The sequence below is a fragment of the Halotolerantifilum yawarlongkerapense genome, from assembly GCF_054506745.1.
In genome coordinates, this window is the sequence record NZ_CP199719.1 from 720,306 (window position 1) to 734,265 (window position 13,960).

Below are 13,960 nucleotides of genomic sequence, written 5' to 3' on the forward strand. Positions count from 1 at the left end.
TACTCCAAATGGTTTTCTATAGCTGCATGTCCTCCCCCACCCCTTTCATACATTTAGCGGTCATCGCTGTTCAGTGGCCATCATCATCAGCGCCATTTGCACATAGAGAAGATCCTTCTTGAAAGCATGGCCGACGAAATGATGGGAAGCAACGGCATCAGCGGACACTTCTTCTTCCCGGTGAAAAGGCGGGCACGGGTTGAGCAGCACATCCTGTCCCGCTAGCGCAAGCCGTCTCAGGTCTATCTGGTAACGCGCGTAATAGGATTGGTTCCTATAGTTTTCAGGAAGCGGATCCGTTAGGATCACATCTGTTCCTGGTAGCATGCGATCAAGATCCGTAGAAAACCGATAATGCACATCGTCCTCTGTGATGCGTTCGTTGTCCGGTGCAGCATGACGAAGCGTAAAGCCAAGGTGTTTTGCAGCATGGGCCCAAGTTCTGGCGATGTTTCCCGCCTCCCCGATAAAGGTGTACTGAAGCGATCGAAAGTCACCTTTTAATCTATCCAGCGCATAGAGATCTGCGAGAATTTCGCAGGGATGATTCTCCCTTGTCATGGCGTTGATCACAGGCACTGGGCTGATTTTTGCCAGATACTCGAGAAGGGCAAGATCACGATGACGCATGACGATCAAATCCACCCAATTGGCCATGTAATGCATCACATCCACCGGATCCTCCTGCTTATCCAGCGTCTCCGGTGGAAAGAGCACGGGTTGACCGCCGAGTAGCGATACGCCACGCTCGAAACTCAGTCGGGTGCGCAGGCTACTCTGCGGAAAGAAGAGGGCGACGGTTTTATTTTCCAAGGGGCTATGTCGCTCGCCTTTTTTCAACCGATCGGCCAGATCGAATACCGTGTGAACCTCTTGTGTAGACAAATCGGATACATGTAGAAAGTGCATGGTCTTTCCCCTTTCCTATCCTTCCCAGTCCAAAAGTCGTTTCTCTCCTTCAAGTCGCTGGATTGCCCCGATCTCTTGACTGACCTCTAGCACGCCTTTGTACGCTCCGGATGTCGTTCTGAGGGCGAAATATTGGATGAGGACCTTCTGACCCTTCATGTCAATCCAGAACTGTACGTGATCTTCTTTGCCCTCGCGGAACTTCTCCACGATTTCCTCCACAATGTGCACGCTGGCCGGAGGATGGCACTTGTCCACATCCCGACCGATGATCGCCGGCGAGCGGGGGAAAAACCGATCCTTGGCCTTGTTGAAGAACCGCACCTTGTTGTTTTCGTCCACAAAAGTCAGGTCCACGGGCAGGTGGTTGAAGATCAGCAACACCTGCTCGAGATCCAAGATCCCGGTATCCGTCTTCAAAGTGATTTTTTCATTGGCGCCGGTCACTTCGAAAGCTTCAGATGGTTCTCCAAAAGCAGATTTGTCTTTGTCAATGAAAGGAAAATCATAGTCCAGGCTCTGCCGGTACATCTCGTACCACTCCAGGGTGCCGAGCACTTCACTGGCCGCTGGAAAAAGCAGCAAACGTTCTTTCTTCACCACGCCGAGCAGATCGAAGAAGAGGCTGCCGATCTCCACATTGATGTCTTTTTGGTCGGCAGAAGGATCCTTGAGAATCGCAATTGTCCGGGCGAGCTGAGCACGGACTTCATCGTGGAGTGCCCACATGATCTTGAGGCCGTGGAAGCGCTCGTGGGCTTTCTCCAGGTAGGGAAACAGAATGTTCTCCTTCTTCACATAATGGGCATCGAAAGCATGTAGTTCTTCGATCAAGGGCAACAGTCTGGTCCGTTTATCCTCCGCTTCCTTCTCCTTAAGTATAGCCTTGATCGGCTCCATCTTCTCTTCGAGCGCCTGATTTTCCAACATCAAATCTTGGAGGAAGTTGTCGTTTTTCGGTGATTGCCATTCATATGAACTCAAGCTCTTGTAGAAGACATTGATCACCTTGTCGAGAAAGACCAAGATCTCATCGGCCCCTTTACCCTCTTCCAACAAAGCGTGGAAGACGGCAAAGGCCTCTTGTGGTGTAACCCCTTCTAATTCTTCTCGATAGGTATCGTAAAGCTCTTTTCCTTTCTCTTTTTGCCCAACGCTCTGGACGTACTGGACCAGACGCGCCACTCGCTCTTCTTTCATTCTTCTCAGGCCTCCTTGTTCGCGATACATGTCAGTTTAAGCATACCCATACACGCATCGGCGACACAAAACAGTGCGTCAAAAATTTCGGATTAACTCTTAAACTGAAAAAAACCTGCAATAAAAAAGCCACCCCTGTTACGGCTACGCAACAGGGATAGCTTTTCATTGTTCGATAGTGAGAAGGAAAATACTCTCGTCTTATGCTTCTACTGCATGAAGGCTGCGACGTCTTCTTCCGCCGTCGTAATGCCGGCGATACCGAACTTCTCAACGAGGACACTGGCCACATTCTCCGACAAGAAGGCGGGGAGCGTCGGTCCCAGGTGAATGTTCTTCACTCCGAGTGAAAGCAGTGCGAGAAGAACGATCACGGCCTTCTGCTCGTACCAAGCGATGTTGAACTCGATAGGCAGATCATTGATATCATCGAGTTCGAAAACTTCCTTGAGTTTCAGCGCAATCACGGCGAGGGAGTAGGAATCGTTACACTGACCGGCATCGAGGACACGCGGGATACCACCGATGTCGCCGAGGTCCAGCTTGTTGTAACGGTACTTCGCACAACCTGCCGTTAAGATTACGGTGTCCTCGGGGAGTTTCTCAGCGAACTCCGTGTAGTACTCTCTTGATTTCATTCTACCGTCGCAACCACCCATGACGAAGAACTTCTTGATAGCACCGGACTTCACTGCGTCCACCACTTGATCTGCGAGTGCCATGACTTGGTTGTGAGCAAATCCACCGACAATGGTCCCGGTCTCGATTTCTTCCGGTGCGTCGAGTTTCTTCGCATGTGCAATAATCTTAGAGAAATCTTTCCATCCGTTTTCATCGGCCACAATGTGCTCGCATCCAGGGTAGCCGGAAGAGCCGGATGTGTAGATGCGTTCTCTGACCTCTTCTTTTCTCGGTGGAACGATACAGTTAGTCGTGAATAAAATCGGCCCATTGAAAGAATCGAATTCCGTGATCTGTCTCCACCAAGAACCACCGTAGTTGCCCACGAAATTGTCATATTTCTTGAAAGCAGGATAGTAGTGACCCGGCAACATCTCACTGTGCGTGTACACGTCAACACCTGTTCCCTTGGTCTGCTCAAGGAGCATCTCGAGGTCCACGAGATCATGACCTGAAATCAAGATGGCAGGGTTGTTCCTGACACCAATATTCACCTCGGTGATCTCAGGACTACCAAAGCGAGCGTTGTGCGCCTCGTCGAGCAAAGCCATGGCCTTTACGCCGTGTTCGCCGGTCTTCAGCGTCAGTGCCACGAGATCATCTGCCGACAGACTATCATCGAGAGTGGCCGCTAGCGCCTCGTAAACAAAATCATATATTTCGGGATTAGTTTTACCCATGTTATAGGCATGCTCTGTGTAAGCGGCGATGCCCTTTAGTCCGTAGATAATCAGTTCTCTGAGCGAACGTACATCGACATTCTCTGTCGCCAGTACGCCGACCTCAGGACTGTTCATCTTCTCTGCCATATCTGCGCCTGTTTCCACCTGGAAAGTTGCCGCATCATGGAGGCCTTCTAAATTCAGGTTATTCACAAGATCATCACGCATCGAGACCATCAATTTGATCTGATTCTCAATGGCCGTCCAGTCGAAATTTGCGTTCGTGATGGTCATGAACAGGCTTTTGAGCATCTGGTGGTTCAAGGTCCCCAATTCCTTGACATCGAGATCCGCCTTCTTGACGATCTGTGAAATCCCCTTGAGTGTATAGATCAGAAGGTCCTGGATATTGGCAACGTCGTCTTTTTTACCACAGACACCAACAACTGTACACCCTTCGTTCTTCGCCGCTTCCTGACACTGATAACAAAACATACTCATTGATTCGTCCTCCTCATACTCCTTATTCTGAACACTTTCAGCGCAACCTTCCTTTACTCTTGATTTCCTTCGTTAGAACTGATCGCCTCCTTCGTCGCCATGGTTCTATAGGCTCTCCATCTATTCCTATACCCCTTATTGGCAAGGCTCAACAAAATTTGTAGGATGGTCGCTCTTATGAGGCATACTGCATCGTCCCTTTCATGCGGTTTAATGGTTCTACACAGTGCCAACAAGCCCTCTGTAACCTGTCACTGCTGCCCACCATCTGAAAGATCACGCGTTGACATAGATTTGCAGAATCAAAAAAAACGAGCGTCTCCGCTCGTTACACTGGGCTACCCATGACTGCGTTCACGGGTTTTGCTTGTCGCCATATGGAAATGATCACCTTGGCTCGTCTCAGAGAAGTTTGATCAACGCATCGATCTCTTCATCCGTCGTGGCCCAGCTCGTGGCAAAGCGGACAACGGTGTGCTCATCATCGTACTTCTCCCAGAAGCTGAAAGCTACCTCTTCCTCAAGACGCTTTAATTCCCCGTTCTCGAGAACGATAAAAATCTGATTCGTCGGGGAATCGATCAAAAAGGTGTACCCTTTCTCGCGAAAAGCCGCTTTCAATCGCTCTGCCGTATGCATGGCGTTTTTTGCAATCTCCATATAGAGTCCATCGGTGAACAGGGTATCGAATTGGATCCCCAGGAGCCGACCCTTGGCGAGAAGGGCGCCACGCTGCTTGATGATGGTCGTGAAGTGATCAGGAGTATTCTGCTTGGTGAAAACCACGGCCTCACCGCAGAGCGCTCCGACCTTGGTGCCCCCTAAGTAAAAAACATCGACCAACGCCGCGAGTTCCGGAAGCATCACATCATTTCCGGGGCTGACGAGGCCATAACCCATCCGGGCACCGTCGAGGTACAAGGGGATCTCATAGTCACGGCAAATTTCGGATAGCTCCTTGAGTTCTTCCCTCGTGTACAAGGTTCCGTATTCCGTGGGATGAGAGATATAGACCATACCTGGATAGACCATGTGGGCGTGATTGCCGTCGGCGTAGAAAGTCTCAAGGTAGTTGCCTACCGCTTGCGCCGAGATCTTTCCTTCCTCATGTTCGATCTCCAACACCTTGTGACCGGTGTACTCGATTGCCCCGGCCTCGTGGAGACTCACGTGACCCGTCGTGGCGGCGATTACACCCTCATAAGATCTGAGCATGGCGCTGATCACCGTGGCGTTGGTCTGCGTACCACCCACGAGAAAGTGGACGTCCGCCTCAGGGCACCGGCAGGCTTCCTTGATCTTTTCCTTGGCCGATTCTGTGTACACATCACCACCGTAACCGGCGTGCTTTTCCCTGTTCGTATCGATCAGTGCCTGGAGTATCTTTTCATGAGCACCTTCAGAGTAATCGTTGACGAAGTATAACATATGCTCCTCCCGTCTCTACTGTTTTCTTCGATTGTAGCACGTAGACGGGAAGCGAACAAGGAAGCGATCCACGAAGGGTGGGCGGCTCCACGGTTCCTCTGTTATAATGGATAGAGGAGAGATCCCTAAGATGAGGAGCGGATGTTGATGAAGGTCACGTTAAAAGACATTGCCGATGCCACTGGTGTTTCCATCACGGCGGTATCCAAAGTGCTCAATCGAAAGCCCATACGGATTAGCCAAGAGAAACGGGAGGAGATCCTAGAAACAGCCGACCGGCTTAACTACCGGGTCAATCGCGCTGCGCGGGCCCTGGTGACGAAAGAGTCCGGTCTCATCGGCTTGATCGTCCCGGACATCGAGAACCCCTATTTCTCCCGTCTTGCCAAGCACCTAGAGAAACGATGCCTGGAGGAAGACCGCGTTCTCTTGATCCTGAACAGCAACGAAAAACGCGAGATGGATCTCAAGCTCCTCGACCTGCTCGTCAGCCGACAGGTGGACGGGATCTTCCTGTGCCCTAGTTTCGAAGCTTTTACCGACGACCGATTGAAGAAGCATATCGACAGGCTTTCCGTTCCGCTGGTCCTAGTGGACCGGGTCTTTGAAGACCTTGATGTCGGCCAGGTGTGTTTTGACAATGCCGCCGGAGCCTACAAGGCGGCCCGCTTCCTCATCGATCGGGGACACCGTAAGATTGGAATCATCGCGCCACCGCGTTCGGAACAAGGAGAGAACGCGCGCTTAGAGGGATTCACCCGCGCCCTGATGGAGGCAGGTATCCCCCTAGACGCGCGTTACGTCCAGTATGGGGATTACGGCTACAACAGTGGCTACGAGGCGGGCAAAGAATTGCTCGAAACGGACATGACGGCCCTTTTCTCCTGTAACGACCGGATGACATTGGGTTTTCTAAAGGCACTGCGCGAGGCAAAGAAGAGCATTCCGGACGACCTTTCCCTGATCAGCAACGACAATATCCCCGATGACTATACCTTTGGTCTGGCGATCACCACCGTGATCCAGGATGTGGCCGTGCTGGCCGAGGAGACCTTCGAGACTTACCGAAGGCTGATCGGCCAGGACGAGATCTCGCGTACCATCCTCACCCCCACCCTGATCGAACGGGATAGTGTCATCCCCTTAAGCGATCAATGAAGAAGCCATTCTGAAGCAAGAGAAAAATTCTTTTCAGAAATGAAGAGCACCTGTGTCGACCGATTCATCTTGAACGGTTGGCACAGGTGCTCTTCTTGTATCCAGAAGGACATCACAAAGCTCATTCCTACCCGCTAGCCTATGACGACCTCGCCGAAGCCCAGAGAAAGGGCAAGGGCAGCGTAAGAAGCCATCTGCTCGGAACTGGGCATAAGAGCGTCTTTCATCTTGCCCTCGACACCGTGGGTACGAAAGGCGATGAGTTTCAGGCGCGTGGATGCGATATGCTCGGGGATCGTCTCGCTCACGCCCCGAAGTGAGGCCTCGATGTCCACCCACTCCTCTTGACAGACCAGGCGGATTTCTTCGAGCTTGCCCGTGGTGGCTAGGTGACTGAGGTTGATCGGCAGGGCGCCCGTCGGCCGTCGGCCGGTGAGACGCTCGAAGACCTCTTCATCCCAGGCCTTAATATCCAGCATCACGCCATCGGTCACCTCAAGCAGGTCTGGAAAGAGCGAGAGGTTCACCGTGCCGTTGGTATCCATCAGCGTGGTCATACCCTCTGCCCTGGCCAGGCGAAAGAGGTCCGTCAAGAACTTGGGGTAGAGGGCGCATTCACCACCGGAGGTGGTGATCCCGCGGATAAAAGGAATGTTGGGTCTGATCTCCTCGAAGACCTCCTGTGCTGACAGGATGCGTACCTTGGGAGAAGCGAGATGCGGGCACACGTCGACGCAGTGGTCACAGTCGATGCAGGTTTTTGGATTCCAAGAGACCTTGCCATCTACCTGAGCCAGGGATCCGCTGGGACACCCGGGGACACAATCGCCACAGTGGTTACAGAGATGGATGGTCTCCGGATTATGGCAGTAAGCGCAGTTCAGGTTACAGCCCTGGACGAAAACCGCCGTTCTCGCTCCCGGGCCATCTACCGTGGAGACGGGGATGATTCTATTGATATAGGCTTTTGCCGTTCCACCTGTGATTGATGATCCGAAGGTCTGCAAAAGGTCGGTTTTCTGATGCAATGCATTTCCTCCCGTCAATCCGCCATCCGTACTTTTCGCTCGGCCAATTTGTTCACTTCATAACTGGGCGCGCCCAAGTGCGTAGTATTCTGCAGTACCGTTTCCTCTAGGTTGAACTTTTCCATCTCGCTACGCTTCACGAGGTATCCTGTGATCCGAACGAGATCTGTGTCTGCCGCGTAAAAGGACATATAATGGACGCCGACGTTCATGGCTCCCTTGACCACATCGAGCAGGGAGTCTAGGTTGGCATCCACGTGCGAAGCGATCGGGAAAATGTCGCCGACACCCGATGGGAAATACTTGTGGTACCTGGAGGAGTGCCGGAGGTGTTCGATGAAGCTCTCGGGCTCATCACCCACCGGGATCCGCACGCCAGAGGTCACACCGAGATCCGTGTCCACGCCCACCTGGGCGTGGAGGACGAACTGACCCCCGGTCAGCGGTGAGTGGGGTGCCTCCAGCTCGTCCACGAGCTTCTTAACCCGGTCCATGATCCGGTCGGCCAGGTCATCGGCGGCTTGATCCGTTCCGTAGACGAGCCCCTGGTCCTTCAGGAGCGTGTTGACGCCCTCGGCGAGGCCCGTGATCCCGAACATGCCGACGAAACGGTCCTTGGAGATCAGGCCCTCTTTCACGAGGAAACTGCTTTCGAAGAATCCAGACTTCTCCACGATAAACCGGATGCGCTGGGCCATGTAGTCGCCGATGAGACCGACGACCTCGGGCAGGAGCTCATCCATGAACTCGTCGACACTGTCCGCTACCTCCGCCAACTTGGTCAGCGTCAGGCGCGTGAGCGTGTAAGCACCACCCTGAACCGGCAGGATGTTGTAGCAGCTCGAGATCCCGTACTCACCCTCGTAGGTGTTCACGTTCGCTTGGTGGTTGCAGATTGCAGGATTCGAACAGGCGAGGGAGGTTTCGATGGCCTTCTTCATGAAGGCATCGCTGGTGACTTTTGGGTCGTACTTGATCGTGAAGTTGGGCACCGCGTTCTGCAGCCCCTTCTCCGCCTCGAGAACCAGTTCCCCGGCGCGGCTTCCTTCAGGACCGATGTTGGCGTGACAGAAGGAGTCCGTGATCGTGCGGTCCAGGTAGTTGAAAAACAATCTGAGCTTCTTGATCACCTCTTCATCGGAGAGATCATCGATGAAGGGCGCGATCAATCGATCGAGGTTCCCCAGGTATACGGGGAAGTTGGTGATAGAAGGCGTGTGACGATAGACGGTCATCAGGGCGAAGATCAGTTCATCGAAATCCTGCGGAGGCGCAACCTCGAGAAAGTCACTGCCTTTCTCGACAAACTGCCCGTAGTCCGGCATGATATAGCGCGGACGGTAGGGAGCGTTCCCCTCGTAAAGATCGTGGATGCAGCCGTTTTCAAAAAATGCCTGCATCCGATCGGAAACTTCAAAGATCTCGAAGGCATTCTCCGCATGTTTGGCCAGATTCATCAGCTTCTGTTCGTGGGTGAGCACTCTTGAGGTGAGCACGCCGTAAGCAGCTTCGTTGTTGAACATCATTACCCCTCCATCTTCTCCTGTAGCGTCCCGGGTGATGCGTCTCTCATCACCTTGGTTTAACGTTTGATCACTATCGATTAACATAAGTATACCAGAGCGAGAGTCGCTAGTAAAGACGTTCTGTCCAACAGAGAATCAGTACTCACTGGCGACGGATCAAAGAGATAAAGACACGCTGCCACGCTCTTGACAAGCGGGCACCATGTCTTACAATCCGTGCGAATCAGTGAAGCCGCCAATGTCTCATCTGCTCTTCGCAAACACCTGGACGGATCTTCCACCCCTTCTTTTAATCGAGTAGGTCGATATTTTTCACATCGCTGATAAACATAAAGCCCGGTGCATGCGTGATGGCGAAAGGAATCTTGCTTTTTCTCAGCGCATTCTGAGGGGTCACACCACAGGCCCAAAAGACAGGTACCTCATCGGCTTGTATCGGAACAAAATCTCCGTAATCCGGCTCTTCGATCCGTTGGATACCGATGGCCTCAGGACATCCCACATGAATGGGTGAACCGTGAACCTTCGAAAGTCTCGAAGTGATCTCCACAGCCTTAGCGACTTCGCTTCCTTTGATCGGTCGCATGGAGACCACCGTGTTCCCTTCAAAAACACCACTGCCCTTGAGCGGCAAATTGGTATCGTACATGGCTACATTTTTTTGCTCGTTTATATGCCGAATTGAGATCCCGGCTGCTAGCAACTCAGATTCAAAGGAGAAACTACAGCCCAGTAAGAAAGCCACCAGTCCCTTGTCTTTGAAATCCGATACGTCCTCGCGTTCTTCAGAAAGGACACCCTCCCGATAGATGCGATACTTCCCAAGATCTGTGTACAGATCGGCATCCTCACCAATAGCAACGGAAGAAGCACCCGGGTCCGATACAGCGAGAACCGGACAGGGCTTTGGATTGCGCTGGGTGAAGAGTAAAAAATCATAGGCGTAGGCCTTGGGAATCATCACGAGATTCGCTTGTGCGTACCCTAGGCTCACACCTGACGTCGGCTGATCGAAAGCTCCCTTTCGAATGAGCTCTCGCATTTGTTTTGGATGCATGGTCTTTACATTCATACTAGCGCTCCCTTATCGTGACAAGATAGTTTTCATTGAGGATGCCGATGGATAATCTCTGGGGATGTTGGTCTACCCTCAAAGGATCCCTTTGCACGTCCTGGTATTCTTTTAAATCCTGATGGTAATCTCGCCAAAGTGTAACGGCTTTTTCTGCCCCTATGGCTTCAAAAGAGATCCGGTCACCTGGTTTTCTCTGAGCGAGATAGGGCAGATCCATTTGAATCACTTGTCCGATTTTCGTGTACCCACCTGTGGTCTGCCGATCGGCCATCATGATGATCGGTTGTCCGTTTCCAGGAACCTGGATCGAACCGAATTGAATGGGCCCAGACAGGATATCCCCATTCGTCTTATGACGTATCTGAGGACCGGACAAACGATACCCCATCCGATCAGAATCATTCCCTATACTGTACTCGGAAGATAGGAACACTTTCATTCCTTCATCGGTAAAAGCCTCCACCTCATCTCCCAAGACAACGCGAACCTTTCTATTGCGATACACCGGATCGATCAAGGAGGAAGAGAGGGATCTTTTTTCAATCCAGTCATGCATCCGAGTGATCGTTAATGTATCCCCCTGTCTGATCGCTCGTCCTTTGAAGCCTCCTATGGCTGCCCGCAAGAAGGTGGACTTGCTACCGAGCACTTCGGGAATCACGAAACCACCCCTGATCGCCATGTAGGTTCTCGCTCCCTTCGATGCAAAGCCACCTGATAGTTCATCGCCAGCATTGAGGTAAAGTGTCTGATCCTTCCCCACCGGTTCCCCATTGATCGTAAAACCCATCTCTGCTCCCGTGATGGCAATCAGTGCATCTTCTTGGAACTCAAAAGTACTGGCAAGTAAGGTCATCTCCATCACCGCTTCATCAAGATGGTTGCCCACCAGAAGATTGGCGTGCTTCATCGCAAGATGGTCCATGACCCCCGATGGAGAGATCCCGCGATCTTGGTAACCGAAGCGTCCAGCATCCTGCAGGGTTGTCAGAAGACCCGGTTTCTTCACAAGAATGCCCGTCATGATCCATCCTCCCTCTCGATCTCCTTGTACTGCTCCACCGTGATGGGATAGAACTTCACGTATTGTCCGGCAGAGAGCAAGACCGGTTCTGACGACTCCGGGTCGAATAATCTCAAGGGCGTCCGACCGATGATCTGCCAGCCCCCAGGACTAACGATGGGATAGACACCAGTCTGAGGGCCGGCGATCCCCACTGATCCCGCGGGGATTTTCTGTCTTGGTTGTTCTTTCCTCGGCGTTGTGAGCCCCTCGTCCATCCCTCCGAGATAGGGAAATCCCGGTGTAAACCCGATCATGTAGATCAAGTACTCTCCTTCGGTATGGCGTTTCACAAGCTCCTCCCGATTGATCCCCAGATAGGTACATACTTCTTTCATATCCAGATCAAAGGGTTCCTCATAACAGACGGGGATGTTTACGATCTCCTTCTCAACAGCGAGCTCCAGGTTATGACTCACAGTGATCCTTTTGATTTTACAGAGTAGCTTTTTTGCGTCGACCAAGAGCGGATCAAAGGTGATGACGATCTGTCGAAAACCCGGTACGATGTCGCGTACTTCGCGCTTCAGTTCTTCTTTGAAACACCGCGTGAGCACACGAATCTCTTGACTGATTCTCTCTTCAATCCGATTCGGATAATTGACGGCTATCGCCTGATCGCTCAGACGGATACATTGTGGGTGCACAGGCAACATCCTTTCATCATCCGATGGTTACACCTTTCTTCTCAAGGGTAGCGCGTAGCGACTTGACGAAGGCCAGGGCTTCTTCATGATCTCCGTGAACACAGATGGTTTCAGCCCGCATGGGAATCATCTTACCACCGATACTCTCAACTTCTCGATCTCTGACCATGCCCATCACTCGTTTTGCGCAGACTTCCACAGAGTGGATTACTGCGTTCGGCTCACCACGGCTCACCAGTAGACCCTTGTCCGTCACCTGTCGATCGGCAAAAACCTCACTTGCAAAGGGTTGTGCCCTCTCTTTTGCAGCCCTTTCCAGGCATGAACCCGAAAGGCCGTAAAGCATCAGGTCAGGATCAAGAGACTGTATGGTCTCTACAATAACTCTCGCTAGCTCCAGATCCCTCGAAGCGCGATTGTAGAGTGCACCGTGTGGTTTTACATGGTGCAATCGACCGCCTTTCGACCGAACGAAAGCGTCCAGCGCTCCGATCTGATACAAGAGAAGTCCCTTCACTTCTCGGTGCGAGAGACTCATATCACGACGTCCGAAGCCTTCTAGATCTCGGTATCCGGGGTGTGCACCGATCTTTACCTGATGCCGCAGTGCCAGTTCAACGGTTCTTTCCATCGTGACAGGATCACCCGCGTGAAAACCGCAGGCGATACTCACAGAGGACACCAAGGGGATGATCTCGGCGTCCATTCCCATTTCATAGCGACCGAAGCTCTCGCCCAGATCACTGTTCAGATCAATCTTCATCTGCTCCTCCCTCCAGCAAGGAAAAGGTGGCCTAAGCCACCCTTATAGAATCCCCATGACCATGAGTAAACTCCGTGCGCCGAGAACAATCGCGACGAGGACGACGACCCCACCCAAGACATTGGTAAGGGGGGTGTTCACGTAAGTCTGAAGTCTTTTCTTATTGTTCATGACATAGAGTAGGAAGATCGCGATAATCGGTAGCAGGATCCCGTTAGCAGCCTGTGCAAAGATAATGGCGCTCAACGGTTTGAGCCCCAGACCGGAAAACACGATACCGACGCCCAGAACGACCATCCAGATGGCTCTGAATCTCTTGCTCTTCATATCCTTTTCCCATCCCAGTGCACCGGAAGTGGCATAGGCTGCAGCCAGGGGTGCCGTGATCGCTGAGGAAAGTCCTGCGCTGAAGAGTCCGAATGCAAAGATATTTTTCGCCCAAGAACCGAGCAAGGGTTCAAGCTGAGTCGCCATTTCACCAGCATTTCCAATTGCGATACCCGAACCGAAGAATGCTGCCGATGCCGTGACGATCACCGCCATGGAGATCAGACCCCCCAGGACGATAGAAAAGATAATATCAATTTTTGAATCTTTGATGCCACTGGCATCACTCCAGCGCTCCTGAACCGCCGAGGCGTGAAGAAATAAGTTGTAGGGTACAACCGTTGTTCCGATCAGTGCCACGACCAGAAGGGCCCCACCCTTGGGTACTGAGGGTACAAAACCGGCCATGATGGCCCCCAAATCGGGACGGACGATAATGGCGGTGGTAATGAAAATCGCGCTCATCGCAACGACCAGACCCACGAGGAATTTTTCCACGATCCTATAACTGCCTGAGAACAACAAGATAAAAGCGCCCGCACCCATGAGGGGCCCCCAGATGTTCATTGAGATTCCGGTGATCGCTTCTAATCCCAGTGCACCGCCGAGAATGTTCCCCGTTTCGTAGGCCGCACAACCGATTCCAATCGCAGCGATCACGAGAAATACGCTGGCGTATTTCAACACAGGATTCTCGAATTGCTCACGAAGCGCTTCTCCGAGTCCCAGGCGCGTCACGATGCCTAGTCTGGCGGCCATTTCCTGAAGCACGATTGTGGCAAAGACAGAAAAAGCCATGGCCCATAACAGCGCATACCCATACCGTGCTCCCGCCAGGGATGCTGTGGTGACCGTCCCGGGTCCGATGAAAGCAGCGGTGACGATTGCCGCCGGTCCCATGGACTTGAGTTTCGCCATGATGCCCCCACGACTCTTGACCTGTTCCTTTTTTACTTCAACACTCATTTGAACTCCTCCTTCTATTTTCTAGT

At 52.3% G+C, this 13,960-nt stretch carries 12 protein-coding genes; 1 reads left to right on the top strand and 11 read right to left on the bottom strand.

What is annotated here, in order from left to right:
• Nucleotides 1-60: 60 nt before the first annotated feature.
• The 4 genes from ACULM0_RS03515 to ACULM0_RS03530 all read right to left on the bottom strand — a co-directional run bounded on the left by ACULM0_RS03515 (nt 61) and on the right by ACULM0_RS03530 (nt 5,381).
• Nucleotides 61-909, bottom strand: a complete 849-nt coding sequence (locus tag ACULM0_RS03515; protein ID WP_463679084.1) for an ornithine carbamoyltransferase — start codon at nt 907-909, stop codon at nt 61-63.
• Between the two features lie 15 nt (nt 910-924).
• Complete coding sequence (locus tag ACULM0_RS03520) at nt 925-2,109, bottom strand: DUF438 domain-containing protein (protein ID WP_463679085.1); 1,185 nt, start codon at nt 2,107-2,109, stop codon at nt 925-927.
• Between the two features lie 209 nt (nt 2,110-2,318).
• A complete protein-coding gene (gene hcp / locus ACULM0_RS03525) occupies nt 2,319-3,953 on the bottom strand; it encodes a hydroxylamine reductase (protein WP_463679086.1) in 1,635 nt (544 codons plus the stop codon).
• A 402-nt stretch (nt 3,954-4,355) separates the two neighbouring features.
• A complete protein-coding gene (locus ACULM0_RS03530) occupies nt 4,356-5,381 on the bottom strand; it encodes a threonine aldolase family protein (RefSeq protein ID WP_463679087.1) in 1,026 nt (341 codons plus the stop codon).
• Nucleotides 5,382-5,528: 147 nt separating this feature from the next.
• Here ACULM0_RS03530 and ACULM0_RS03535 point away from each other — a divergent pair, with 147 nt between their 5' ends.
• Complete coding sequence (locus ACULM0_RS03535) at nt 5,529-6,539, top strand: LacI family DNA-binding transcriptional regulator (protein ID WP_463679088.1); 1,011 nt, start codon at nt 5,529-5,531, stop codon at nt 6,537-6,539.
• A 134-nt stretch (nt 6,540-6,673) separates the two neighbouring features.
• Here ACULM0_RS03535 and ACULM0_RS03540 read toward each other — a convergent pair whose 3' ends face one another.
• The 7 genes from ACULM0_RS03540 to ACULM0_RS03570 form a co-directional block, all read right to left on the bottom strand.
• A complete protein-coding gene (locus ACULM0_RS03540) occupies nt 6,674-7,567 on the bottom strand; it encodes a YjjW family glycine radical enzyme activase (protein ID WP_463679089.1) in 894 nt (297 codons plus the stop codon).
• Nucleotides 7,568-7,581: 14 nt separating this feature from the next.
• On the bottom strand, nt 7,582-9,093 hold the full coding sequence (locus ACULM0_RS03545) for a YjjI family glycine radical enzyme (RefSeq protein WP_463679090.1): 1,512 nt from the start codon (nt 9,091-9,093) through the stop codon (nt 7,582-7,584).
• A 289-nt stretch (nt 9,094-9,382) separates the two neighbouring features.
• Nucleotides 9,383-10,165, bottom strand: a complete 783-nt coding sequence (locus tag ACULM0_RS03550) for a putative hydro-lyase (protein WP_463679091.1) — start codon at nt 10,163-10,165, stop codon at nt 9,383-9,385.
• Nucleotide 10,166: 1 nt separating this feature from the next.
• Entirely contained in the window at nt 10,167-11,192 is a 1,026-nt protein-coding gene (locus tag ACULM0_RS03555; RefSeq protein ID WP_463679092.1) for a 5-oxoprolinase subunit C family protein, read from the bottom strand.
• Entirely contained in the window at nt 11,189-11,878 is a 690-nt protein-coding gene (pxpB, locus tag ACULM0_RS03560; RefSeq protein WP_463679093.1) for a 5-oxoprolinase subunit PxpB, read from the bottom strand. Before pxpB ends, ACULM0_RS03555 begins: the two co-directional genes overlap by 4 nt.
• Nucleotides 11,879-11,894: 16 nt before the next feature.
• Nucleotides 11,895-12,641 carry a LamB/YcsF family protein gene (locus tag ACULM0_RS03565; protein WP_463679094.1) on the bottom strand — a complete coding sequence of 249 codons (747 nt, stop codon included), beginning with the start codon at nt 12,639-12,641 and terminating at the stop codon, nt 11,895-11,897.
• 42 nt (nt 12,642-12,683) lie between these two features.
• The gene (locus ACULM0_RS03570; protein ID WP_463679095.1) at nt 12,684-13,934 is read right to left on the bottom strand and encodes an Nramp family divalent metal transporter; all 1,251 of its coding nucleotides are present in this window, start codon (nt 13,932-13,934) and stop codon (nt 12,684-12,686) included.
• Between the last annotated feature and the right edge of the window lie 26 nt (nt 13,935-13,960).

Coding starts and splice junctions, on each gene's coding strand:
- ACULM0_RS03545 (WP_463679090.1), bottom strand. CDS start 9,093: ATGATGTTCAACAACGAAGCTGCTTACGGCGTGCTCACCTCAAGAGTG.
- ACULM0_RS03530 (WP_463679087.1), bottom strand. CDS start 5,381: ATGTTATACTTCGTCAACGATTACTCTGAAGGTGCTCATGAAAAGATA.
- ACULM0_RS03515 (WP_463679084.1), bottom strand. CDS start 909: ATGCACTTTCTACATGTATCCGATTTGTCTACACAAGAGGTTCACACG.
- ACULM0_RS03570 (WP_463679095.1), bottom strand. CDS start 13,934: ATGAGTGTTGAAGTAAAAAAGGAACAGGTCAAGAGTCGTGGGGGCATC.
- ACULM0_RS03555 (WP_463679092.1), bottom strand. CDS start 11,192: ATGACGGGCATTCTTGTGAAGAAACCGGGTCTTCTGACAACCCTGCAG.
- ACULM0_RS03565 (WP_463679094.1), bottom strand. CDS start 12,641: ATGAAGATTGATCTGAACAGTGATCTGGGCGAGAGCTTCGGTCGCTAT.
- ACULM0_RS03535 (WP_463679088.1), top strand. CDS start 5,529: ATGAAGGTCACGTTAAAAGACATTGCCGATGCCACTGGTGTTTCCATC.
- hcp (WP_463679086.1), bottom strand. CDS start 3,953: ATGAGTATGTTTTGTTATCAGTGTCAGGAAGCGGCGAAGAACGAAGGG.
- ACULM0_RS03520 (WP_463679085.1), bottom strand. CDS start 2,109: ATGAAAGAAGAGCGAGTGGCGCGTCTGGTCCAGTACGTCCAGAGCGTT.
- ACULM0_RS03550 (WP_463679091.1), bottom strand. CDS start 10,165: ATGAATGTAAAGACCATGCATCCAAAACAAATGCGAGAGCTCATTCGA.